Annotated in this window: 22 protein-coding genes; all 22 read right to left on the bottom strand. The window is 36.7% G+C overall.

Annotation, left to right across the window (positions count from 1 at the left end; genetic code table 11):
- Positions 1 to 78 precede the first annotated feature (78 nt).
- The 22 genes from AQ616_RS00205 to AQ616_RS00310 all read right to left on the bottom strand — a co-directional run bounded on the left by AQ616_RS00205 (position 79) and on the right by AQ616_RS00310 (position 23,765).
- Positions 79 to 1,785 carry a PucR family transcriptional regulator gene (locus AQ616_RS00205; RefSeq protein WP_069684731.1) on the bottom strand — a complete coding sequence of 569 codons (1,707 nt, stop codon included), beginning with the start codon at positions 1,783 to 1,785 and terminating at the stop codon, positions 79 to 81.
- Positions 1,786 to 1,936: 151 nt separating this feature from the next.
- The gene (locus tag AQ616_RS00210; protein ID WP_017798174.1) at positions 1,937 to 2,461 is read right to left on the bottom strand and encodes a hypothetical protein; all 525 of its coding nucleotides are present in this window, start codon (positions 2,459 to 2,461) and stop codon (positions 1,937 to 1,939) included.
- A 797-nt stretch (positions 2,462 to 3,258) separates the two neighbouring features.
- Complete coding sequence (locus tag AQ616_RS00215; RefSeq protein ID WP_069684732.1) at positions 3,259 to 3,591, bottom strand: DNA-directed RNA polymerase subunit beta; 333 nt, start codon at positions 3,589 to 3,591, stop codon at positions 3,259 to 3,261.
- Positions 3,592 to 3,690: 99 nt separating this feature from the next.
- Positions 3,691 to 4,521, bottom strand: coding sequence for a flagellar hook-basal body protein (locus AQ616_RS00220; protein WP_017798176.1), 831 nt, complete (start codon positions 4,519 to 4,521; stop codon positions 3,691 to 3,693).
- A gap of 21 nt (positions 4,522 to 4,542) precedes the next feature.
- Positions 4,543 to 5,352 (bottom strand): flagellar hook-basal body protein, encoded by an 810-nt coding sequence (locus AQ616_RS00225; protein ID WP_017798177.1) that lies wholly within the window; start codon positions 5,350 to 5,352, stop codon positions 4,543 to 4,545.
- Between the two features lie 77 nt (positions 5,353 to 5,429).
- Positions 5,430 to 6,431 (bottom strand): rod shape-determining protein, encoded by a 1,002-nt coding sequence (gene mreB / locus AQ616_RS00230; protein WP_069684733.1) that lies wholly within the window; start codon positions 6,429 to 6,431, stop codon positions 5,430 to 5,432.
- A gap of 257 nt (positions 6,432 to 6,688) precedes the next feature.
- Complete coding sequence (gene spoIIID, locus AQ616_RS00235; RefSeq protein WP_011067356.1) at positions 6,689 to 6,973, bottom strand: sporulation transcriptional regulator SpoIIID; 285 nt, start codon at positions 6,971 to 6,973, stop codon at positions 6,689 to 6,691.
- Positions 6,974 to 7,514: 541 nt separating this feature from the next.
- The gene (locus tag AQ616_RS00240) at positions 7,515 to 8,519 is read right to left on the bottom strand and encodes an AimR family lysis-lysogeny pheromone receptor (protein WP_240490448.1); all 1,005 of its coding nucleotides are present in this window, start codon (positions 8,517 to 8,519) and stop codon (positions 7,515 to 7,517) included.
- Between the two features lie 274 nt (positions 8,520 to 8,793).
- Positions 8,794 to 9,657: a stage II sporulation protein SpoIIQ gene (gene spoIIQ, locus AQ616_RS00245; RefSeq protein WP_017798180.1), complete on the bottom strand. Its 864-nt coding sequence runs from the start codon at positions 9,655 to 9,657 to the stop codon at positions 8,794 to 8,796.
- A gap of 238 nt (positions 9,658 to 9,895) precedes the next feature.
- Entirely contained in the window at positions 9,896 to 11,083 is a 1,188-nt protein-coding gene (gene spoIID / locus AQ616_RS00250) for a stage II sporulation protein D (RefSeq protein WP_069684734.1), read from the bottom strand.
- 273 nt (positions 11,084 to 11,356) lie between these two features.
- On the bottom strand, positions 11,357 to 12,373 hold the full coding sequence (locus AQ616_RS00255; RefSeq protein WP_017798182.1) for an ABC transporter ATP-binding protein: 1,017 nt from the start codon (positions 12,371 to 12,373) through the stop codon (positions 11,357 to 11,359).
- A 15-nt stretch (positions 12,374 to 12,388) separates the two neighbouring features.
- Positions 12,389 to 13,321: a C40 family peptidase gene (locus tag AQ616_RS00260; RefSeq protein WP_069684735.1), complete on the bottom strand. Its 933-nt coding sequence runs from the start codon at positions 13,319 to 13,321 to the stop codon at positions 12,389 to 12,391.
- 28 nt (positions 13,322 to 13,349) lie between these two features.
- Complete coding sequence (locus tag AQ616_RS00265) at positions 13,350 to 14,450, bottom strand: dipeptide epimerase (RefSeq protein WP_069684736.1); 1,101 nt, start codon at positions 14,448 to 14,450, stop codon at positions 13,350 to 13,352.
- A gap of 12 nt (positions 14,451 to 14,462) precedes the next feature.
- Positions 14,463 to 15,380 carry a S66 peptidase family protein gene (locus tag AQ616_RS00270; protein ID WP_069684737.1) on the bottom strand — a complete coding sequence of 306 codons (918 nt, stop codon included), beginning with the start codon at positions 15,378 to 15,380 and terminating at the stop codon, positions 14,463 to 14,465.
- Positions 15,381 to 15,641: 261 nt separating this feature from the next.
- The gene (locus AQ616_RS00275; RefSeq protein ID WP_017798186.1) at positions 15,642 to 17,303 is read right to left on the bottom strand and encodes a peptide ABC transporter substrate-binding protein; all 1,662 of its coding nucleotides are present in this window, start codon (positions 17,301 to 17,303) and stop codon (positions 15,642 to 15,644) included.
- Positions 17,304 to 17,319: 16 nt separating this feature from the next.
- Positions 17,320 to 18,327 (bottom strand): ABC transporter ATP-binding protein, encoded by a 1,008-nt coding sequence (locus tag AQ616_RS00280; protein WP_069684738.1) that lies wholly within the window; start codon positions 18,325 to 18,327, stop codon positions 17,320 to 17,322.
- 9 nt (positions 18,328 to 18,336) lie between these two features.
- A complete protein-coding gene (locus tag AQ616_RS00285; protein ID WP_017798188.1) occupies positions 18,337 to 19,290 on the bottom strand; it encodes an ABC transporter permease in 954 nt (317 codons plus the stop codon).
- Complete coding sequence (locus AQ616_RS00290) at positions 19,287 to 20,225, bottom strand: ABC transporter permease (RefSeq protein WP_017798189.1); 939 nt, start codon at positions 20,223 to 20,225, stop codon at positions 19,287 to 19,289. The genes AQ616_RS00285 and AQ616_RS00290 overlap by 4 nt, the downstream gene beginning before the upstream one ends.
- A gap of 45 nt (positions 20,226 to 20,270) precedes the next feature.
- Positions 20,271 to 21,095, bottom strand: coding sequence for a M55 family metallopeptidase (locus AQ616_RS00295; protein WP_069684739.1), 825 nt, complete (start codon positions 21,093 to 21,095; stop codon positions 20,271 to 20,273).
- Between the two features lie 233 nt (positions 21,096 to 21,328).
- Positions 21,329 to 22,660, bottom strand: a complete 1,332-nt coding sequence (gene murA / locus AQ616_RS00300) for a UDP-N-acetylglucosamine 1-carboxyvinyltransferase (protein ID WP_069684740.1) — start codon at positions 22,658 to 22,660, stop codon at positions 21,329 to 21,331.
- 34 nt (positions 22,661 to 22,694) lie between these two features.
- Positions 22,695 to 23,411 carry a YwmB family TATA-box binding protein gene (locus tag AQ616_RS00305; RefSeq protein WP_069684741.1) on the bottom strand — a complete coding sequence of 239 codons (717 nt, stop codon included), beginning with the start codon at positions 23,409 to 23,411 and terminating at the stop codon, positions 22,695 to 22,697.
- A 123-nt stretch (positions 23,412 to 23,534) separates the two neighbouring features.
- On the bottom strand, positions 23,535 to 23,765 hold the full coding sequence (locus AQ616_RS00310) for a DUF1146 family protein (RefSeq protein ID WP_017798193.1): 231 nt from the start codon (positions 23,763 to 23,765) through the stop codon (positions 23,535 to 23,537).
- Between the last annotated feature and the right edge of the window lie 74 nt (positions 23,766 to 23,839).

Here is a 23,839-nt window from a genome sequence, read left to right on the forward strand (position 1 = left end):
ATGTATGCCGAAATGTCTTGTCTGATGAAGATAAACATAGATTTAGAAAATTAGCTTCTCATTTTACGGTTAATGAGTTTATTTTGGGGAGTAAGAAGCATTTATATCTTCATTTCCAATTCTCCATGTTTTCAAGCATAGCTCCAATAGAAATAGATGATCCGAATTATTTAAAGAGAGCCCTGTTAAGGATTCAATTTTGCGTAAACGATACAGCAATGACTGCCGATGCAAATGTAATGACCTAGCAGTTTGGCTAACATTTCCACGATATTGATGAAATGCTGTAAATGTTCCAATCAAATCCATTTGGCGTTCCGCTTCATAGTTAATCAAAGGTGTTATCGTATTTTTCATCATTTCCCACATATCGTCAAATTCATAGAGGTTTAGTAAAATTCGATCGAGACCTGTTTGATCATACCAAGTACGTCGCTTGTCTTTGCGATAACCAATTTTTAGTGCCGTACGTGCTTGTTGATAACTAATATGGTAATCAGAGAATTGCTTAACTCTTTTTCCTAAGCCCCATACCATCTCAATATCTGGCAGGAGATTCTGTAGGCGACGATCAATCATGTCTAAAAAATCAGTTGCATACTCATGGTCAGTTTGATGCTCCACTTGCAGATAAATAAGAAATACGTCTTCATTTCGAGTTAACAACCATTGACGTTCGAGTGTTGTTGCCGCATAAATAATCTCTTCTTCTATATATCTGTGCATGCTTTTCTTCCAAGAATCAAATGTATGTGCCTCTTGGATTCTTCTCTCAAACATCCGCTCCATATTTTCCGCAAAACCTACAATACAAACATATTCATGATACAACTCATACCCTAGTAATCCAGCACGTGATGCAGCTTCTTCATGTGATTGAAAATACCCTTTCGCTAATTCATCAACAAAATCGCTGCGGAGACGAATTTTTGTTTCTTCTATGGCATTTCTTTTCGATAACCAAAGGGCAATTGTGGTAGCTGCATGCTCAATAATATGAATTCGATTCGTTGTTAAAAAGGTTTCTGTTACTTCATCTTCTGGAAGCATTACAAAAAGATACCCTTGCGGATCACCAGAAACTTGTAGAATCGGTATTTGTAGAAGCGATTGTTTTCCTTCTATAAGATCAAACTTTTGAATAAGGGGATCATTATTACTTTGAACAGTCTGTTGGCGAGGAATCTTGCCATTTACTACTTTCTGCTTCCATTGTTGTTGAACCTTTTCATTATAAAGATCTTTGTCAAACAGATTTCCAAAACGATCCGATAAAAAAACTGCTGCTTCCATCTCATCTTGAATAAAGGTAAGAATATCATTTAAATCTCGTTCTGCCAGAATTAGATTTAACAACTCTTGTTGAATGCGTTCAGATCGCTTTCGATCTTGACTCTCTGCATCGGTTAATTGCATCATAACCGTCTCTACGATATTGGCAAACCGAATTTCCCACGGCAAAACAATAATAACAAAATCGTTTTCTTCGGCCATTGCCATGACTTCTTTTGGGATATCATAAATAAATCTCCCAAGCGCTATCATAAGTGCAGCAGCTTTTGATTCAATTACATCTTTTACAAATTTAATAAACTGTTCGGGATCATTCTTACAGCCAATTGCCGTCGTTAATACAATTTCATTTTTTCGAACAAAATTCTCTACAGGTAATTCAATCACAGAAATCCATTGAACTTTTTTCTTACCTATTAGTGACTCACTTGTCACTACCTCAGCATCCATTAATAAATCTTCACAAAGAACATCTTCTACTGTTAATCCCATTGGCTGACACTCCTCCCTATTTAGAAATAGAAAAGATTCTACCTAATCGAAATATGCTTTTTTCATATTTTAACAAAATAAAGAAAGATTGAGGAGTTATTTTTGGATTAGTTTGAAATTTCAAGTTATTAATTGTTCTTTGAATCACAAATTAAAACAATAAATCCATTATAAAGGCAGCTTCTTTATTGTAAATTTGATACATAAAAACCATTAATATAATTACTCCAAATAAGCGGTGGTCTGGTAAAATCTGTTCATCTATTTTAAAAATCGTTTTCCCTGTCAATTTCGGAGGACGAATAACCGCTACTTTTTGTTTATTCACTTTAAAAATAATATCCTCTTTCCAATCTTCTTCTATATAAATATCTTCACTTTCGATTACACCCGTCACACAAAAATAAAGGAGATTATCTCCAAGCTTATCTTTTAAAGTGTATGTTTGGTCACCATGAATTACTCCATACGACGGTTGGATAACATTCTTCCAATTTCTTTTTTTAATGCCTACAATCGTAGAACTTCCTTCCACTGGTTTAAAATCAAACACATTATTTCGTTCATATCCTTCTTTTCGAATACCGGTAATCTCACCAACAACTTCTTCATTTTCATCAACAAGATGTATTGCCTTTTTCGAAAAGAATTTCTCAGTTAATGTATACTGTATCATAAAATTATTTCCTTTCTAATGAGTTATCCTTTATCTTACTACGAAATATTGATTATTTAGATTCATTTTCTAGCAAATCCACTTAAAATATGTAGTTTTGGGAAAGGGATTAGTAGGGGGAAAGCGAAGAGGAGACGACGTTGGACAATTATCACTGTTATGAGTGATTCTCGCTTCCCTTCTAAATTTGGGCACTCATCACCTTTATGAGTGTCCAGATTTTCGTTTTCCTTCTGATTTTAGGCACTCATTACCTTTATGAGTGACCAGATTCTCGCTTTCCTTCTGATTTTGGTCACTCATCACCTTTATGAGTGTCCAGATTTTCGCTTTCCTTCTGATTTTGGGCACTCATCACCTTTATGAGTGACCAGATTTTCGTTTTCCTTCTGATTTTAGGCACTCATCAGCTTTGCAATTATATATTACAAGAGGATTGACTAACCACACTTAGTTATTGAACTTTTATCTTACCTTGTCATACTACCTGAGCCAATTCCGGGAACATAAATACACTTTATCTTACCTTATCAACCTATACGATCCAACTCTGGGAACATAAATACAGGCAAGCTTCCAAATGCAAGTCGTACAAATGTCTTTTCTTAAATTATAGCAATCTACAAAATTATGTAACACAGATAATAACAGGGATTTTAAATTGTCCCCAAGCCGCCCTTGAATATTGAAGAACTAGTGTCATACCGCAAATCCCAATATAGTAATATGTCGTACCATTTAAAAAGCATGCATTTCAATTAAAATTAAGAATGCATGCTTATGGTCTATGATTTATTTTATTCAGCTTTATATATAATATCAATGATATGTTGCCATGTTTCCTTTTTTAATACTTCGGTTGGCGATCCATCCCCAATAACTCCATAACCAACCATGAGCCCAATCACGAGAGCGGCAACACATAAAATAGAAATTACTATAATTCGAAGCCAGATTGGAAATACACGAATTCTTGGAAACTTTGCATTTCGTTTCTCTTCTTTTTGTAATTTCTTTTGCTTTTTGCGTGTGTCACGATTGTTCTGAGCCGCTTGTGCCTTACTGCTAGTAGCAGCTTTTTCATTCTCTGCACGGCGTGTTTGTTTTTTTTCGGTTTCATTGGTAGACATGATTGTTTCTCCTAACTCAAATACAAATCAACATATTCACAAATTACGTTTCTTAGTTTACGCAGAATTACATCGAACTGCAAGAGATGCGATGTGGAATTACGAGCGAATTTGATTGACTAGACCCATCATTTGATCACCCATAGTGATTGTACGTGAATTAAATTGATACAATCGTTGTGTCATTAATAAATCTGACATTTCCTTTGAGATATCTACATTTGATTGTTCCAATGCCTTGGATTGTAATATCGCAGTTTGCGGATTCGTTTCTTGAATTATCTCTTCTGCATTAAACCCTAGTGCTTCTAAATTGGGTAATTGAAATAAATTCTGACCGGTTGATTCTAATAGACGTGGGCGAATTGCTTCAACGATCGTTAGCTGATCTTCTATTGTTTGTTGACCATTGCGTTCAACGAGCAATTGACCATATTCATTTATTTCTATGGAATCAAAACCATCTTGAATTGAAATTGGTCCGTTATTACCTATAACCGGATTACCATCCGATGTCGTCAACATCATTTGACCATTCTCCATTGGACTAAGATAGAATGATCCATCACGTGTATAGCGCGTTCCAACCTGTCCATTTTCGGTTACTTCAACCTGGAATAATAGATTCTCACTTGTTAATGCGACATCAAGATCTCGATTCGTTTCTCGAATAGCCCCTTGATTCAGATTCATATTCGTCGAACCTAACCTTGCTCCTGAACCAACGCGAATACCTTCTGGCGTAAGACGCCCTTGAGCATTAGCCGGGTCAGTTAAATTATTCACTTGTTGTGTAAGTAGAGATGAAAATTCAGCTTGTCTACTTTTATAGCCTGTAGTCTGGCTGTTTGCCATATTATTACCAATTAAATCGAGCTTGTTCTGCAATTGATTCATCGTTACTGCAGCCTGTATCATCATTTGCGACATCGTTTAAATCCCTCCAGAACTTTATCCAAGACGACCAACTTCATTTACTGCTTTTCCTAAGCTTTCATCATATGCACGTAAGACACGTTGATTTGTTTCAAACAGTCGGTACGCATTCATCATATCTGCCATTGTTTGCATCGTATTCACATTCGATTGTTCTAAAGCACCTTGTTGTAAAGAAAATGTTGCAGCTGCTGGTACATCTACTGATTCTCCTGCAAATAAATCATTTCCTTCTTTTACAAGTTCATTCGAATTTTCCACATAGCGAATACCTAAGGGGAATGCACCATCTTCTGTCTGTACAAAACCTTCTGGTGTTACAACATAATCTAAACCATTTGTCTGAATTGGGCTACCTGCTTCGTCAAGAACATAATTTCCTTGATTGGTTACAAGAAAACCTTCTCCATCAACAGTAAAATTTCCGTTACGTGTGAGCCTTTCTTCTCCATTTTCGTTTTGAACAGAAAAGAAAAGAAATCCATTTTCGTCAGGAACCTGTCCTTGAATAATTGCTACATCTGTAGGTAATCCAGTCTCCTGAACATCACCTTGTGCGAAGTTAGGTACCGTTTCTTGAACGTAAACCCCCGTATTAATCGGACCAATTGTCTGACTTACCGGGAAGTTAACTCCACCTTGTGTTGTTGGAATCTGTTTACTTGAGCCTGTCTGCTGCAATAATAGTTCTGGAAAAGCTCGGATAGTTGTTTGATCTGCTTTATATCCAGGAGTGTTCGCATTTGCTACATTATTTGATAATGATTCTTGCTGCCGCTGTTGTGTAATCATGCCACTAGCAGCTGTATATAAACCTCTTAACATGGTATTCTCTCCCGTCAATTTAGAAAGTACATGCTTACTGATACTACTTCTAATTTCGGTATGAACGGTCGAAACGTTTAGCTAATATTTCGTTTTTCTACTTTGTCGATATTCTCTAACATAATACCTGTACCCTTAGCCACACAATCCATTGGATCTTCAGCGATAAATACAGGAACTTTTAATTCTTCTGCTAGCAATTGATCAATTCCATGAAGTAATGCTCCGCCTCCAGTCAAGATAACTCCTCTGTCAATAATATCAGCAGATAGTTCTGGTGGCGTGCGTTCTAATACTGATTTTGCAGCATGAACAATTAACGATACGGATTCGCTTAAAGCTGTTTGAATTTCTTCAGATCCAATAGAGATCGTTCTTGGTAGGCCCGATACCATGTCTCTTCCGCGAATATCCATTGATTCTTTGCGAGAACCTTTAAAGACTGTAGCAACATTTATTTTAATTTCTTCTGCTGTACGTTCTCCAATTAGTAACTTGTATTTTTTCTTAATGTATTGCATGATCTCTATATCAAACTTATCTCCGGCCATTTTAATTGATTCAGAAGTAACGATGCCTCCCATCGAAAGGACTGCCACATCTGTCGTACCTCCACCAATATCCACAACCATATTACCGCTTGGTTGATATATTTCCATACCTGCACCGATTGCAGCTACTTTTGGCTCTTCTTCTAAGTAAACTTTTTTACCGCCTGATTTCTCAGCAGCTTCCTTGATAGCTTTTTGCTCAACTTTTGTAATATTCGTTGGGCAACAAATAAGCATTCTAGGTTTAGATAGGACACCTTTGACATTGATTTTATTTATAAAATGCTTTAGCATAGCTTCTGTTACATCAAAGTCTGCGATTACTCCATCTTTTAATGGGCGAAGCGCTTCGATATTTCCTGGTGTACGTCCAACCATTCTTCTCGCGTCTTCACCAACTTCAAGTACTTTACCAGAATTGCGGTCCATCGCTACGACAGATGGTTCATTTAGAACAATTCCTTTACCTTTTACATGAATCAATACATTGGCAGTACCAAGGTCGATTCCAATATCTCTGGAAAACATGAATCAAAATCCTCCTAGCGTTACAATCTTGCACCGTCCGAAGACATAATGCTACTATTATAATATTTTACCACAAAAATCCACAATTAACTGCACATTCGTAAATTTTTTGTCTAAAAAGTAGGAAATAGGATGTGCTAAGCATAAAAGAAAAACAGTAGGTTGACCTAGATAAAGTCATTTGTCCTACTGTTTATGAATGAAATTGGATCTTATGGATTAGTTTTTGTACGCACTCCTTTCTTAAGTAAATCAACCTATCCTGCTGGCTTCTTCTCTGTCTCTAATGGCTTCCCATCAATTTTGTATTTTTGTCTAGTGGCCTCACCCCCACGCAGGTGTCGGATTGCTTTATGATATTCAAGTATTTCTTTCACTTGAATCGCTAGCTCGGGATTGATTTCTGGTAATCGTTCGGTAAGGTCTTTATGAACCGTACTTTTCGAAACACCAAATTCTTTTGCAATGGTTCTTACGGTTTTTCTTGTTTCTACAACATGTCTTCCTATTCTGATTGTTCTCTCTTTGATGTAATCATGCACACCGTTCGCCTCCCTAAGTTGTAATTCCGAGGTGTAATTTGAGACAGGGTGTTATACGTTGCTATGTTTGTCTAAATAGAAAATTATGCTAAATAGACCGGATATGTAGCTGCTAGAAAAATAAAAAGTAGGCCAGTGTTCCTTGTGGAGCAAGAAGTAGACAACGCAAGCTCTCACCTCAGAAAGTTCGATTGCATGGTTTGTAACATTTTATTACTTAAGGCAGATGTTTATGATTAATTTTGAACAATTCAGAATATGGACAGGATGTTTTTTATGTTTTGCTAACTATTGACATAGTTCTTTAAAAAAACCAGAGCATTATTTAAAATTAATTATTTTCCCAAATAAAGCAAATAAAGGTACTGTCAGTGGCTTCTTCTTTTTTGATTAATATAACAAAAAAACCAAATTATCACCGGCTTTGCACCAGATTATAATTTGGTTTTTAGTAATCTTATCTTAACTTTATCGGACACTTACGGAAAGCAACCCTCTTACTTCGCCTATTTTGTCAACCCTTCTTGATGTGGTAGGTTTACTAACCGTGAGATAAGTCGAGTGCCTCCAATGGTAATCGACTATAGAAAAAATCATTATTGTCTAAAATAAACTCATTATAGGATTGAATTAATATATCTTTATCTTGTTTCGCTAAACCTAAATAGTATCGTTGTAAGGGTGTTTTAATATTGACGGATTCTAAAAGTTTCAATGCTTTATCATAGTCTCCTTTCGCAACTTCAAGATGGGCTTGTTCCGCTTTATCGATAGATTGTACCTTATCAACTTCTTTAAATTTACCTGAAAGGAACGGGATAAAATTATTTTCAATTCGATGCTCGTACAATGTAATATTATATTTCCGGGAAATTTGTTGTGCTTTCTTTAAATGATACATACCTTTTTCATATGCATCAAAAGTATAGGATAAACCAAGATGACTATGGATGGTAGCCTCTAGTAGGATACTTTCATTAATATTTAACGCTTTATATGCATATTTTCTTGCAATAATCAACTCATTTCTTGCCATGTGAAAAACAATATGAAATCGATAAATACGTACCTTAAAAAAGTTGACTAAAATGCGTTCTTTAACCTCGTCCAAGTGTGTTTCATATGTAGCGATAAGATCTCCAAGTCGTCTATATTCTTGTTTATAGTAATAACAAGTTTCTCTTATTAGCTTAATTAATAATATAATTTCAGATTCCTTGATAGTGTATCTCGTTTTGAAATAGTCTAAGTAGTGAAGAGTTTTATCAGGAGATGTGCGTTGGCTAAATAAATCCAGCATAAGTCTATACGTATTGCCCCATAGCCTATTGGAAGGATTGATCGATTCACGATTTTTCTCAATTAGCTGATCTAACTCACGAAAATATCCATTCATGTAGAGATATTCCATTCCTGTCTTCTGAATTTCGCTCGATGGGCTATTTATACAAATCGCTTTCATTATATCCCTTGCAACAGTTAAATCATATTCATGGTAAACTCTTGATGCAATGTCGGTCAACGAGTCTTCCGTATGAGATTCCATCAAATTCGTGAGGAACAATTTTCTTCATCCTTTTCCTTTTTAGGGAAAATTCCCTCTTTTTTAAAAACAATACTATCTTACCACAAATTATTATAAATAAATTAATATATCGTTCGACAATTTACGCATAATCATTGATACGTAGGGATAAAGTATGAAAGTTAATACCGATTACAGTCAAAAATACCTCACAACAACACTTCCACTATCTAGATTTGCCTGCATTTTTTGCGCGCATAAAGAAAGAGCCTGATAGAAATCAGGCTCTCATCTATTATTCTTCGATGTTTTCTTCTGTTTCTGGCTCTTCATCTGTATTTGATTCAGAATCAGAATCTTCTTCTACATCTTCTTCTACAGGTTGTTCCCCAGCGTTATCTTCTTGTTCCACATCATTAGACGATTCTTCACTTGCTTCATCTGTTTCGCCTTCTTCGGTAACTGCAGAATCTTCTTCTACATTTGCAAGACTACTAACTGGTTGATTAAAGTAACTTTCTGGATTTAATTCCGTACCAGATTTACGGATTTCAAAATGGACATGTGTTCCATTATCTTTTCCAAAAATGTTCTTTCCAGCTGTACCTAGCTTGTCTCCTTGAGTAAGCTTGTCTCCTGCTGATACAGAAACTTCTTCAAGACTAGCATAATACGTTTTTATATCTTCATCATGTGCTAGTACAACGACATTACCTAACAATGGATCTTCTTTTACTTCTTCTACAGTACCACTGATCGCTGCAAGTACTTCAAATGTCTCTGCATTTGCTGCTGCAATATCTACACCAGTACTTTGATAGTATCGATTATTATATAGTACTAGTGCGTTTTGACGATCTTCTTGATCTGCGTCGTAGTCAAAAAATTTAGTTACGATTTCTGCTTCATCTACATTTGCTACTGGCATTGCGATTACTTCTTGCTGATCTAATACTGGTTCTGCATCTTCATCATTCATTACTGGTGTGTAATGATCTTCGGCAGATTTGTCATCCGCTGTATCAGAATCAATATTTTGATACCAGACTACGGCGGTTAATAAAACTGCTGCAATGGTTAAATACAGTGCTGGGAAAAACCATTTCTTACGGAAAATTTGGCGCCATTTATTTTTTGGCCCTTTGAATTCCTCATTCATTTTTCATCACCTCTGCAACCATTGTGAGCAGAAAAATCAAAATATATACATACAGAGCAAAAAAATTTAAAATTTTGTGGATGATTTAGTCAATTTCGGGAAAAGTAAATGGTTACATCCCCGGTTATTCCATCTTTTAAAGAGTTTTATAGTTTAGGATATGATAAAGCAAAATTCCGAGTTGTTGTTTGAATGTATTTTATATTCTTGCCGAATTAAACAGGAAAAAACCCTCATTTTATCTTGAAACGAGGGTCGGTGCTGTATCGTCAACAGAATTTATTTCAACATCCTTATAATAATAATGGATGATATCTTCATATGATTTTCCTTCTTTTGCCATTCCATTGGCACCGTATTGACTCATCCCGATACCATGGCCAAAACCTTCTGTCGTAAATACTAAATGATTATTCTTTTGTTCTACTGTAAAATCACTTGATAGGAGTTCTAAGTTTTCGCGAACTTCTCTACCTGAAATTGTCTTTCCAGCTATAACTAAGTCTTTGACCCTTCCACTGTCTGTTCGAGTTATTTCCATGGGCACTGTTTGATTTCCAGATAAGTCTATATCCAGAGCACTGGAAACCTCTTCAAGTGTAAACATTGATTGACTCGTGTATTTTGGAGATTCTTCTTTATCCCAAGGACTTTCCACACTTCTTAAGTAGGATACTTCTGTTTCCCAATAATCTTCCGAGTTCTCGGTATATCCATTACTCGTTGAGAAAAAGGCTGCAGTGATAGGAGCATCGTTATGCGTAATGATTTGCCCCTTAGTTTCTTTTACCGCATTATTGATTTTATTCATATTTTCTTCATAATTTTCTTTCCACAAGTCCTTTAATTCATCTTGGCTCTTATAGACTTGATGGTTAACTGTGTCAGTTAAATCATATGGATTATTGTCTTCCCCATGTAGTAGTAGATTCACTGTAAATGTTCTTGCGGCTACAGCTTGAGCTTTTAAGGCTTCTAATTCAAATTCAGCAGACATTTCAGATGCGACTACTCCCGCAACATATTCTTCCAAAGGGACATCCTCAACGGTCTCCTTCTTGTCTCGCATTACTGCTACAGAAAAAGGAGAACCACCTACATCGACAACTTCCTGTTCAGTATCTTGGGACGCTGCTTGATTCTCTTTAGCTTGTGAATATGTTCCACTATTATCTTTGGAGAGATTGACTACAATAGCTGGTACAACCAGTATAAACATCATCAGAATTCCAAAAAAACTGATCATCGTTAATCTCCATGGAACAGGTGATTTATTTTGGAAATACCGGGATTTTCGATTACGGAAAGGCACAATTTTTTTAAGTCCTGGTTCTTGATGACTGGCATATGGTTGCTTTTTTTGTTTGAGCATCATTATTTTCTTTTGGATAGATGGTTTTCTTCTTTTTATATACTTTTTTTGCACAGCCTTCCTCCTTTGCCAATAAGGTTTGATGCTAATCTAGCATCCCTACTAATAAATCTATACAGTCACTCGAAAAAATAGACCTTAAATTTAGCGAAGAAGAAAAACTTCATTTTTTTGTAACATTGATATGTTTGGTATATTCACTTTTTACAAATATATGCCCTTCTCTAAAAATAAATTAACATATTATCAACTGTTCTCTCTTTAAAGGAGAAGGCGTAAAAAAGCTAGCTCCGTTCAAAATACGAACAGTACTAGCATCTCAGTAATTTAACGAATCGCCCCTTCTTTCAACTGTGGTCCGGTATGAGGACTGTTTTCTTTTGACTTATCATACAGATGACAGGCAACATAATGGCCTTCTTCTGCCTCTTGCCACACAGGACGATCTTTCGCACAAACTTCCATCGCCATCGGGCAACGTGTACGAAACACACAACCACTTGGAGGATGAATCGGACTAGGTAGCTCACCTTCCAATATAATTCGTTCCCGCTGATCTTCAATATCCGGATCGGGAATAGGAATCGCTGATAACAACGCCTTCGTATAAGGATGTAAAGGATTATCATACAAATGTTCACTTTGGGTTTCTTCTACCATGTTTCCTAAATACATTACACCAATTCGATCTGAAAACTGCTTTACCATCGATAAATCGTGGGCAATAAATAGAAAAGTTAACCCTTTCTCTTGTTGTAATCGCTTCATAAGGTTAACTACCTGTGCTTGTACTGAAACATCCAGTGCTGAAATCGGTTCATCTGCAATAATAAATTCTGGATCTAAAGCAAGGGCTCGAGCTATACCAATCCGTTGACGCTGTCCACCACTAAATTCATGAGGATAACGATTAGCATGATCCTTATTCAAGCCTACCTCTTCCAACAGTTCATGAACGCGTTTCAACCTCTCTTTTTTATTTGAATACAGACCATGTACTTCCATTGGTTCAGATATAATCTCTTTAATCGTAGAACGTGGATTTAAGGATGCATATGGATCCTGAAAAATCATTTGCATTTTTCGATAAAAAGAAAAACGATCTTTTTCACTTAGTTCATGTACATTCTCAAGATCAAATATTACTTCTCCATCTGTCTTGTCATATAGACCGAGAATGGTTCGACCAATTGTAGATTTTCCGCATCCTGATTCCCCTACCAACCCATAAGTCTCTCCACGTTTTACATGAAAAGAGATATCATCAACTGCTTTCAATATACTTCCTTTACCGACTTGAAAATACTTCTTTAAGTTACGAACGTCTAAAATATAATCTTGCATTCTCATCCCTCCTAATCACCAGTATCTTCGTGCTGCACATAATTCTTTTTCATATTTGGTTCCCGCTAATGGAGTGATTTCGATCCCTTTACCTGTTTGTGGTGAATGTAACATTTCATCGTTTCCTTTATATATTCCTACATGATGGATACTTCCTTTTCCTTCTTCAAAGGCAAAAAATAATAAATCTCCAGATTGTAATTCATTAAACGGTACTTCTTTTCCACCAGCAGCTTGATCACTCGCATCCCTAGCAATCCAATATCCATTCGCTTTATGAGTCGCATAAGCTAACCCAGAACAATCGTAACCAAAAGCGCTCATTCCTCCCCAGAAATAATCTAAACGTAAAAATGGGATTCCGGTTCGAACGATGTCCTCTCCAGTACGTGTAGGGACTCCTTCTCTTGTAGAAAAAATAAGTACATCTCCTCTAGCTAAATATTGAACACCATGTGGAGTCTGAACTTGTACACGACCTTGTTCTTCCGTTACCAAGGGAAGAATGGTTGCAAAACTAATTTCAATCGTTTGTCTCCCATCTTGGGTTTCTAACCAGCTCTTGTTTTTGTTAACCATCACCATCGATTCGCTTATCCAATCTGACTTTGTTGTCATGGTTAATTGTTGCTTGGGAATCCACCCAGGATATCCTCTTATATCCTTTTTAGAAGCTTGAAATGGTAATACTACTTCAGCCCAATCGTCTAATTCATTAATTACAATTACCGGTTCACCATATAATGCTTGTGTTTGAACTCTATTTTCATTACATAGAGCTAATCGTTCATCATAGGAAAGTTTCTCGTACCATTTATTTAAATTGGTTGGGTTCGTTCGTCCGTCTTTATCTATATCCCTTACAGACTGTGGATTTGTCCATACCGTCGCCACTTGTACATCGGTAACCCAAAAATCTTCAGTTAATTGATCAAACGTTTGATTCATTTAACTCCTTCCCCCATTCCGAATTATTTCATTCTGTTTTTTTCAAAAACGTGGAACGAATTCCACTGATTCCTAATCCATAATTCTTACTAAATGAAAGATGACTACCCTTATAATTCACTCCACCATGAACCAAATCTCCTGACAGCATTAATGGGGCATCAAAATCAAATTTTGTAACAACTGGATGGCTTGCAGCAAAATGAGCAGCCGCACTAATTCCTAGTTTCGTTTCTATCATGCTACCTACCATACATTCTATTCCATAGCTTTGCGCTAAAGTTGCTATTTTTCTAGCTTGATGGATTCCACCAGACTTCATTAACTTAATATTAATAAGATCTGCTGCCTTATTTTCTAATACTTGTCTCGCATCATAGATAGAAAATACTGATTCATCCGCCATAATTGGAGTTTCTGTTCGTTCGGTTATATATCTTAATCCTTCAATGTCTCTCGCTGCCACTGGTTGTTCTACAAGTTCAATATTTAGTTGCAAGTCTTCCATTTTCTGAATTACCTGAACAGCTTCTTTTGGCTTCCAACCTTGATTCGCATCGAGTCGAATACGAACTTCATTGCCAACTGCTCGACGAATCGCTTTGATTCGCTCCATATCTGTTTCAATTTGATCTTTACCAACCTTTACCTTCAATATCGAGAATCCATTTAGTTTATATCGGTTAGCATCCCGTACCATTTCTTCTACAGTATTTACACTGACAGTATAATCTGTTTCAATTTCCGATTGGTACCCTCCTAAATATTGATAAAGGGGTAATTTTGCATATTGTGCTAATAAATCAAAAACGGCCATATCGACAGCAGCTTTGGCACTCGTATTTCCAATCATGCACGCTTGCAGTTGTTCAAAAATACGTTCATAAGCAGACAGTGATGTACCGAGTAAAAGTGGTTTAATCACCTGATTAATAGCATATTCGATACTTGCCAGACTGTCCCCAGTAATTACATGAGTCGGAGGAGCTTCTCCCCATCCTATATAACCATCTTCACTTGTTAGTTTGACGATGATAGATTCAGCTACCGTTACAGTACGTAATGCTGTCTTAAACGGGGTGTGTAATGGCACTGATCCAATAAAGGTTTCTAGATTTGTAATCTTCATGTTTTCTCCCCTCTATCTGACACCAGAATCAATAGTTAAAGATTTGCTTTCTGAAGATAACTCCGCCACAACACCTAACGGCAGTGAAAAATGAGGAAAACAATGCCCAATTTTGAACCCTCCGATTACAGGTTTTCTGAGTGGTCGAAAATAATCTTCAAATACATCTGTTAAAGAAAGACTTGGTTGAACGGTTGGTTCCGCATCCGCAAAGTCTCCCACTATAATTCCAGCTGAATCTTCTAACTTTCCAGCTAGTCGTAACTGATTAAGCATGCTATCCACGCGGTAAGGTTCTTCTCCTATATCTTCTATTAATAATAGTTTATTTTTTGTATCAATTTCATAAGAGGTTCCCATTGAACTGACTAATAATGATAGATTCCCACCAACAACTTCTCCTTTTGCGGTACCGTTTGTATACACATAAAGCGGAGACACTTTCTCTGAATAGATTAGTTCAGTAGGTTCAAATAATTGTTTAAATAATTGGCCAGAGAATCGATCAAAATCTGCTTTTACAATATCCGATGCGGCCATTGGTCCATGAAATGTAACCAGCCCCGTAGCTTGACGAATAGCCGTATGTAAATAGGTAATATCACTATAACCCCAAATAATTTTGGGGTTATTTCCAATTAAAGTCATATCTAAGTGATCTACGATACGAGCGGATCCATATCCACCCCGCGCGAAAAAAATAGCTTTAATACTTCTATCTGCAATCATCTCATGAAAATCTTCCAGTCGCTGTTCGTCACCAGCAGATAAATAACCTCTTTCGTCATAAAGGTAATTACCTATGTGCACGCGAAGACCTAGCTGCTCAAAAAATGATAAAGATTTATTTACCTTTTCTCGGTTAGGCGGTCCTGCCGGGGCAACTATTCCAATTTTATCTCCTTCTTTAAGCCGATTAGGAAGTATCATGAAAAAATCCCTCTTTCTTATGTATTCATGAACAAAGGCGAAATTGCCCATATATCCGCGTACCAACTGCGGTATTTATGTAAATATTAAAAAAACCGCTTCAGAAATATATGTGCTTATCCAGCGGCAGCTGGTGAGCCTCCGATTGCTATGCAACCCGGGGACTCACCTATGCCTCACTCCCGCAGGAATCCTGCAAAAATTAACTCCAATATATCTTTATTCTTCTTGTATTTTGTCTCTGCGTATTTTCTAGTATGATTACTCTGTTACGTCAGCATATTTCAAATCAAAATAACCAACTGGATGACGTAGAATTCCTTCCACATGATCCGCTTCTAGAACTACTGTATTATAGTAACGAATTGGCATTGCAACCATTTCTTCTGCAAGCAATCTCTCCGCTTCATATAAATATTCGTAGCGTTGTTCTTCATCTGTTTCTGTTTTTCCTTTTTCAATTAATTCATCGTACTCATCATTCGACCAACCAGTACGGTTCATATAAGAATCCGTAATAAAGCTCTCTAGGAAGTTTACCGGGTCATTGTAATCATTAATAAAAGAACTACGTGATAGTTGTAACTCTAGGTTTTGCTGCGCTTCAGCAAATACGTTCCATTCTTGGTTTTCTAATGTTACTTCGACACCAAGATTTTCACTTAACATATTTTGAATCGATTCCGCAACAGCTTTATTCGTGTCACTTGTGTTATAAGACAAAACAATGCTTGGAAGTTCACTATAGCCTTCTTCTTCCATTCCTTGCTCTAAAAATTCTTTCGCTGTATCTGGATCAAACTCTACTAAGTTTCCATTTTCATCACGGAAATCTCCACCATCTGGAGTAGTAAATCCAGGAGATACAAAACCATAAGCTGGCTCTACACCATTTTTCACGACATAGGTAGCAATATCTTCACGATTAATGGCATATGCAAATGCCTTACGAATATTTTTATTTTGGAATGGTTCTTCTGTAATGTTAAAACGGAAGAATTCTAATCCGCCATAATCACCAATAAATACATTATCTCCATCAATTAATTCATCTGACATTTCTGGAGGGATACTTGCTGTATCGAGCTCTCCTGTTTCAAACATTTGATATTGTGTATTCGTATCATTTACCATTGCAAAATGGATCTTATCTAAATTAACAGCATCTGCATCCCAATACTCTGTATTTTTGGCAAATACCATTTCACTATCATGATCCCATGATTCCAATAAAAATGGACCGTTTGCCACAAATGAGTCTGCTTCCGCATGCCACTCAGCATTTTCTTCTGCCACTTTATGATTTACTGGGAAAAATGCTGGATTTGTTAACACATCTAGGAAAAACCCAGTCGGTGCTTCCAATACTACTTCTAGCGTTTTTTCATCCACAGCAGTAATCTTGACATCATCTGCTGATCCTTCACCATTATTAAATGCTTCTGCTCCTTCAATAAAGTATGCTAAAAATGCAGCAGAGGATGCATTCTCCGGATCCAGCATATATTTCCACGCATACACAAAGTCTTCTGCAACTACTGGATCTCCATTCGACCAGTTTGCATCTTCACGTAAATGGAATGTGTAAGTTAATCCGTCTTCTGATATGTCCCAGTTCTCCGCTACGCCTGGACCGGCAACATGGTCTTGATCTAACCTAGTTAGACCTTCCATTAAGTTGTTTAACGGATCCCAAGAAACTTGATCAAACCCAATCGATGGATCGAGTGAAGTCGGTTCTACGCCGTTATTCAAACGAAGAACTTTTTCTCCAGCAGCTTCTTCATCTTGACCTTTTTCTTCTTCTGTTTCCCCTGCATCAGCATCATCTGGCTCACCTGCATCTTCATTTGCAGTACATGCTGCTAATACAAATACCGTTAACAAAGCCAACAAAATCAACAGTAACTTTTTGTTCTTCATACCATTTCCCCCTTTTTTAATACTGGAAAGAACTTTCAGCTAATAGCTGTTGTGCCCGTTCATCTTGGAGCCAACAATCCACGTTATGTGATGGCGTTAACTCTGTCTGAACTGGATAAACTTTATCACACACCTCCATTGCAAACGGACACCTTGCTGCAAAAGGGCATCCCTGTGGAGGTGAGAATAAATCAGGTGGTGTACCATCAATTGGTGTTAATTGATCTTCCTTTATGTCCAATCGAGGTACAGAATATAACAAACCTTTTGTATATGGATGTTGCGGTTGATAAAATATTTCACGTTTTGTACCAGATTCGATAATTTTTCCTGCATACATTACTGCAATTCGATCTGCTATTTTAGCAACTACGCCTAAATCATGTGTGATTAAAATAATGGAAACACCCATCTTTTCCTGTATCTTTTCAAACAACTCTAGTATTTGTGCTTGAATCGTGACATCAAGTGCTGTCGTTGGTTCATCAGCTATAAGTAGATCTGGCTCACAAATTAAGGCAATTGCAATAACAATACGTTGTCGCATTCCTCCACTAAATTGATGTGGATACTGTTTCAGGCGCTCTTCTGGACTCGGTATTCCAACCAATTCCATCATTTCAATCGCTTTTGCTTTCGCTTCTTTTCCCGAAATACCTTTATGTTCTTTCAAACCTTCCATTAGTTGTGTACCAATGGTAAGTGTTGGATTTAATGCTGTCATCGGATCTTGAAAAATCATCGAAATATCTACACCACGAATCGATCGCATCTGTTTCTCTCGGAATTGAATTAAGTCTTTTCCTTTAAAATAAATATTCCCTTTGGTAATTTTCCCTGGCGGGTTAGGGATCAGTCGCATGATTGCGTTTGACGTAACACTTTTTCCACATCCAGATTCTCCCACTATTGCTAGTGTTTCTCCTTTATTTAAATAAAAATTTACTCCACGAACCGCCTGGACAGAACCACCATAGGTTGTAAACGTTACATGAAGATCTTTTACTTCGAGTATTTTTTCCAAATGGTTCACCTACTTCCTTAATTTTGGATCCAGTGCATCCTGAAGTCCGTCTCCAAGTACGTTAAATGCAAACATCGTAAATGATATAAAGAAGGCCGGGAAGAATAAAGTCCACCAGTTACCGGAAAGAATCGCACCTAATGAATCATTGGCCATGACACCCCAACTTGCAAACGGAGCCTGGATTCCAAGTCCAATAAAACTTAAAAATGCTTCGGCAAAAATGGCTGATGGTACAGTTAATGTCATTTGAACAATAATTGGACCCATCGTATTCGGTAATAAATTCCGCCTAATGATTCTCGATGACTTTGTACCAAATGCACGTGAAGCGAGGACAAATTCATAGTTTTTAATTTGTAAAACCTGTCCTCGCACAATTCGGGCCATCCCAACCCAGCCAGTAATCGTTAGAGCAAGTATTATCGTACCTAAGCTAGGTCCTAATACTACCAGAAGTAATATAACAACTAATAAGTATGGCAATCCATATAAAATCTCAATAATTCGCATCATTACATTATCCGTGCGACCGCCTTTATACCCTGAAATACCACCCCAAATAATTCCTACGGTAACATCAATCAGTGCTGCCACTAATCCAACAAACAGGGAAATTCGCGCACCATACCATGTTCGCGTAAATACATCCCTTCCAGCACTATCTGTTCCAAACCAGTGCTCACTAGATGGTGGTTGATACTGATTAGGTAAGTCCTGTTTATTAACTTCATATGTTGAAATCATTGGTCCAAAAATTGCCATGACTGTAAGCAATACTAAAAATACTAAGCCAAGCATTGCCATTTTATTTTTCACTAATCGTTTCCATGCGTCTTGCCAATAGGAAAGAGAAGGTCTAGCAACGGATTCTGCTTCCAGTGTATCCTTACCTTTCCAAGTAAACCATTCATCTGGAACTGCAGGAGGATTCTTATCGGATAATTCTTCATTGGAACTCATGACGCTTCCCCTCCCTTGCTATTCATTTTTATTCGAGGGTCGAGGATTCCATAAGCAATGTCTACAAGGAATAACATGAAGATTAGAAAAGCACTATAGAATACGGTCGTTCCCATAATTACTGGATAATCCCGTTGATTTATACTTTCGACAAAATATTTACCCATACCTGGAATTGCAAATATCTGCTCAATTACAAATGTTCCCGTTAGTATTCCGGCTAATAATGTCCCCATAATGGTAACAACAGGCATTAATGCATTTCGAAGTGCATGCTTAAAAATAATTTTCCAAGGAGACAATCCTTTCGCCTTGGCCATTTTTATGTAATCTTGCGTAAGAACTTCCAGCATGGTTGAGCGAGTAAGTCTTGCTATAATTGCCATCGGTCCTGTTGCTAACGCTAAAACAGGCAGTACCATATGTGCTGGGCTTTTCCACGTTGCAGTCGGAAATAATTCAAAGTTAACTGCGAGTTGCTGAATAAGTAATGTGGCTAAAATGAAGTTTGGAATAGAGATTCCTAATACTGCAATTCCCATGGTTAAGTAATCTAATATCCCATTATGTCTTAGCGCAGCGATAATCCCTACTAAAACACCTGAAATAACTGCAACAACGATGGTAATAATTCCTAATTCAAAAGAAATCGGAAATCCTCTTGATAATAAATCATTTACAGATTGATTTGGTTGTTTAATGGAAGGTCCAAAATCAAATGTGACAATGGATTTTAAGTACAGTAAATATTGCACGTGTGGTGGTTTGTCTAAATTATAATGTGCTTCTAAGTTTGCACGAATTGTTTCATTGGAAGACTGATCACTATTAAATGGTGAACCTGGTATACTCGTCATGAGTACAAAAGTTAGTGTAATAATAATCCAAAGCGTTACTGCCATAATGGCTAATCTTTTTAATATGTATTTCAGCAAACGATGCACCCCCTATAAATTTGCTAACACGTTGTCTGTTTTTGTTTAAGAGAATGTAGTATTCATTGCCAGCTCTGTCATGACTAACATGGCTTGATATGCCTCTTTCATATCTTTTGCACGGAACCTTACCTTTGTTGTTCCTTCAATCAATTCTGTTCCTGGCATAAGATTCGCCCATTCTGCTTGACCATAATTACAAAATTCAATGGTTAATTCAGGTTGTTCTGGTGGTATTAAGGGTTCTACATTACTTGCATTGGTTAATGCTTGTTTCACTTTTTTCTCTAATAATGCTCCTGCTTTCGATGGAGTAAGACTCTTTACTGAAGATCTTGAAATTGACTCTTTGACGATGGCGGTTGTAACTCCTGGAATCAATTCTTCCGCTCCCATCGCCGTGTAATCATCGCCAGTAACCAATAAGACTGGAACATTGTAATATCCTGCTAAGTAGGCGTTCATCCCCATTTCACCAATACAATGATCATTAATGAAAAAATTTCTCACCGCATGAATCATTGAATGCGACATTACTCCTGGGCTTCCTGCCTGCGAATGATAACCAACTAAAAAAGCACCCGTAAATGAATAATCCAAACCTTGTACCATAGAAAAAGGCTTTACTTCTCCAGTAATCAAGTGGCAATCTGGATGAATGTCTTCAATTAGGAGATTGTTCATTTTCGAGTGACTGTCATTTACAAGCACTTCTTCACAACCAGAATCAAAAGAAGCTTGAATAATGTAGTTCACTTCTTTTGTCATGATTATCCTAGAACGCTCATAATTATGGCTATTTGCATCAACAAAGGTATAGTCTGGTAGTCCGGTAATACCTTCCATGTCTATCGATATGTATATTTTCATGTTGTCTCACCCACCTACACTATTGTTAATTTTCTATTAATTTTATCATGTTTTTTTAATTATGAGAAGTTTTATATTTTGTATTAATCTGAATATTTTTCAAATAAGTGGACATAATAGAATTAAAATGGGATATGTAGAATTCTTTTAATCAAGAAATTTTCCCGAAACACGAAAAAGTAGATGCGTAATAACACATCTACTTAAGAAATAATTTTTCAGATAATATTTGATTAATCCGCAGCTATTTCATTTGATTCTTTTGCGGTAGTTACATAGAGTGGTTGTACAATTACTCCGTTCTCATCCACTCTCTTGATATCTGCTCCAAGCGCTGCTAACTTATCAACAATATCAACATAGCCTCGGTCAAGATGTTTAAGCTCAGTTACACGTGTGTATCCATCACTTACAAGTCCAGCTAAAATAAGGGCCGCTGCCGCACGAAGATCTGTTGCCGCTACTTCAGCACCTTGTAATTCTGAAATACCTTCAATAATTACACTGCGTCCTTCAATTTTAATATTGGCATTCATGCGACGAAACTCTTCTACATGCATAAATCGATTTTCAAAAACAGTCTCTGTAATCACACCTGTGCCTTCTGCACGTAGCATTAGTGACATCATTTGTGATTGCATATCTGTAGGAAAACCAGGATGTGGTAATGTTTTGATATCTGTTGATTTTAATTGCTCAGGTCCAATAATACGTAACCCGCCATTCTCATCAATTACGTCTACATTCATTTCTTCTAACTTTGAAATCACAGAGCGTAAATGTTCACGCATCGCATTCTCAATGAATACATTACCTCCAGTTATTGCAGAAGCTACCATAAAAGTACCTGCTTCAATACGGTCAGGTATAATCATATGCTCCGTACCGTGAAGCTTTTCCACACCAATAATACGGATTGTTTCCGTACCTGCTCCAACGATATTCGCACCCATCTTATTAAGATAATTTGCTAAGTCAACAATTTCCGGTTCTTTTGCAGCATTTTCAATTACTGTCTTTCCTTCTGCAAGTGCTGCAGCCATCATAATATTTTCTGTCGCACCTACACTTGGCATATCAAGATAAATCTTCGCACCTTGTAATCTGCCATCGACTTTAGCTTCCACATAGCCGTTACCTACATGGATATCTGCTCCCATTGCTTCAAAGCCTTTAAGGTGTAAATCAATTGGTCGAGAACCAATTGCACATCCACCTGGCATAGCAACTTTCGCGTGTCCATAACGGGCCAATAGTGGTCCCAAAACAAGTACAGATGCACGCATTTTTCTCACATATTCAAATGGGGCTTCTGTCTCTAATTGTTTTGATGCATTAATATTTACTGTTTTTGTAGCTGAATCAAATTCAACATCTGCATTAAGATTACGTAATACTTCATTAATTGTATATACGTCTGCTAAAACTGGTACTTCTTTAATAACGCTTTCCCCTTCACTCGCAATTAAACTTGCCGCTAAAACAGGTAGTACAGCGTTTTTAGCACCTTCAAGCCGCACGGTGCCATTCAATTGGTGTCCGCCACTTACGATGATTTTTTCCATGTTATAAATCCCCTTCAGATCCAATTTCCCTATATTAATATTCATGTATTAGGATAGGTGTTCCTATCGTGTATTTCTCATTTCCTGCTTCGTCTTCTATAATAGCTATTTGTACATTTATCGGTTTGTCATTTACAGAATAAAAATCATCCCATAAATCTGTATACCCATAAAATGACTTTTTAATCGTGGACTTTGCTATATTGTCGTACTGTGTTGTTGTATGTCGCAAATTAAAATAATTTATTGCATTTTCTATAAAAACATCACTATTTATTATATCATTATCTAATGAGTTCAGACAAGTATATGATTGAGCTAATTTTGTAAACAATTTATGAACAATTTCATTCTTTGTTGTTATATATGTTTCTTTTATTTCCTCGCTCCAATCAGCCCCTTCTAAAAGAGCGATAATTTCTGCCTGTGATGACGATTCAATTGGCAAAATCACTTTATACAATACGTCAATCCCATTTGTTTTATGATCGTTTTTAAAAATGTATTTTATACTTTTTTCATCCGTTTTTTTCTCATGGGGAAACTCATCTTTAAGCTGTTCAGCTAACTGCTCTCCTTTATGTACTGTTATAGATTCCTTTATGGTAACTTGCCAATTTTCAACCTCTAATTGCTGCTCTATCGCAAAGTTTCCGAGAGCTATCATCTCGTCTCCCTTTAAATCTGATGCATGTGTTGTTGTTAAAAATAAAGAAATGGATATAAAAAAGAATAAAAGTCTATTAAACATGAAAAAATCCTCCTATCAAATCTATTAATCTTAGTTTTGACAGAAGGATAATTTTACATACGATACAAATTCCGACATTATATTAAAATGAAAGCTCTGCTATTTGCTGAGCTAAATAGGATTTTAGAAAAGATAAGTTAAATCTCCGGACCACTGTAGTACTTCTAAGAAGAAGCGACTAACTCCTGCTCCAATGACAATCGTTAGAAACAAAAGAAAAACCCTTGCTTCTCCCGATCTTCCTTTTTTAAAAATATAATCAATGTTTAACGCCATCACTAGACGCCAAGTCATATAAATAAAAAATAAATGAGAAAAGATACTAATTAATGCCATTTGTCCAACTGAAAACATACGTACCACCTTTCTTTCTAGTAAATACTTTGACAGGTGGACAATAAAAAGTCAATTGATTGCTAACTATTACT

Source organism: Oceanobacillus sp. E9 (genome assembly GCF_001741975.1).
Classification (GTDB): Bacteria; Bacillota; Bacilli; order Bacillales; family Amphibacillaceae; genus Oceanobacillus; species Oceanobacillus kimchii.

Excerpts from the sequence above, each read along its gene's own strand:
- AQ616_RS00205 (WP_069684731.1), bottom strand. The coding sequence starts at position 1,785 with ATGGGATTAACAGTAGAAGATGTTCTTTGTGAAGATTTATTAATGGAT.
- AQ616_RS00210 (WP_017798174.1), bottom strand. The coding sequence starts at position 2,461 with ATGATACAGTATACATTAACTGAGAAATTCTTTTCGAAAAAGGCAATA.
- AQ616_RS00215 (WP_069684732.1), bottom strand. The coding sequence starts at position 3,591 with ATGTCTACCAATGAAACCGAAAAAAAACAAACACGCCGTGCAGAGAAT.
- AQ616_RS00220 (WP_017798176.1), bottom strand. The coding sequence starts at position 4,521 with ATGTCGCAAATGATGATACAGGCTGCAGTAACGATGAATCAATTGCAG.
- AQ616_RS00225 (WP_017798177.1), bottom strand. The coding sequence starts at position 5,352 with ATGTTAAGAGGTTTATATACAGCTGCTAGTGGCATGATTACACAACAG.
- mreB (WP_069684733.1), bottom strand. The coding sequence starts at position 6,431 with ATGTTTTCCAGAGATATTGGAATCGACCTTGGTACTGCCAATGTATTG.
- AQ616_RS00240 (WP_240490448.1), bottom strand. The coding sequence starts at position 8,519 with ATGGAATCTCATACGGAAGACTCGTTGACCGACATTGCATCAAGAGTT.
- spoIIQ (WP_017798180.1), bottom strand. The coding sequence starts at position 9,657 with ATGAATGAGGAATTCAAAGGGCCAAAAAATAAATGGCGCCAAATTTTC.
- AQ616_RS00255 (WP_017798182.1), bottom strand. The coding sequence starts at position 12,373 with ATGCAAGATTATATTTTAGACGTTCGTAACTTAAAGAAGTATTTTCAA.
- AQ616_RS00260 (WP_069684735.1), bottom strand. The coding sequence starts at position 13,321 with ATGAATCAAACGTTTGATCAATTAACTGAAGATTTTTGGGTTACCGAT.
- AQ616_RS00265 (WP_069684736.1), bottom strand. The coding sequence starts at position 14,450 with ATGAAGATTACAAATCTAGAAACCTTTATTGGATCAGTGCCATTACAC.
- AQ616_RS00270 (WP_069684737.1), bottom strand. The coding sequence starts at position 15,380 with ATGATACTTCCTAATCGGCTTAAAGAAGGAGATAAAATTGGAATAGTT.
- AQ616_RS00275 (WP_017798186.1), bottom strand. The coding sequence starts at position 17,303 with ATGAAGAACAAAAAGTTACTGTTGATTTTGTTGGCTTTGTTAACGGTA.
- AQ616_RS00285 (WP_017798188.1), bottom strand. The coding sequence starts at position 19,290 with ATGAGTTCCAATGAAGAATTATCCGATAAGAATCCTCCTGCAGTTCCA.
- AQ616_RS00295 (WP_069684739.1), bottom strand. The coding sequence starts at position 21,095 with ATGAAAATATACATATCGATAGACATGGAAGGTATTACCGGACTACCA.
- murA (WP_069684740.1), bottom strand. The coding sequence starts at position 22,660 with ATGGAAAAAATCATCGTAAGTGGCGGACACCAATTGAATGGCACCGTG.
- AQ616_RS00305 (WP_069684741.1), bottom strand. The coding sequence starts at position 23,411 with ATGTTTAATAGACTTTTATTCTTTTTTATATCCATTTCTTTATTTTTA.
- AQ616_RS00310 (WP_017798193.1), bottom strand. The coding sequence starts at position 23,765 with ATGTTTTCAGTTGGACAAATGGCATTAATTAGTATCTTTTCTCATTTA.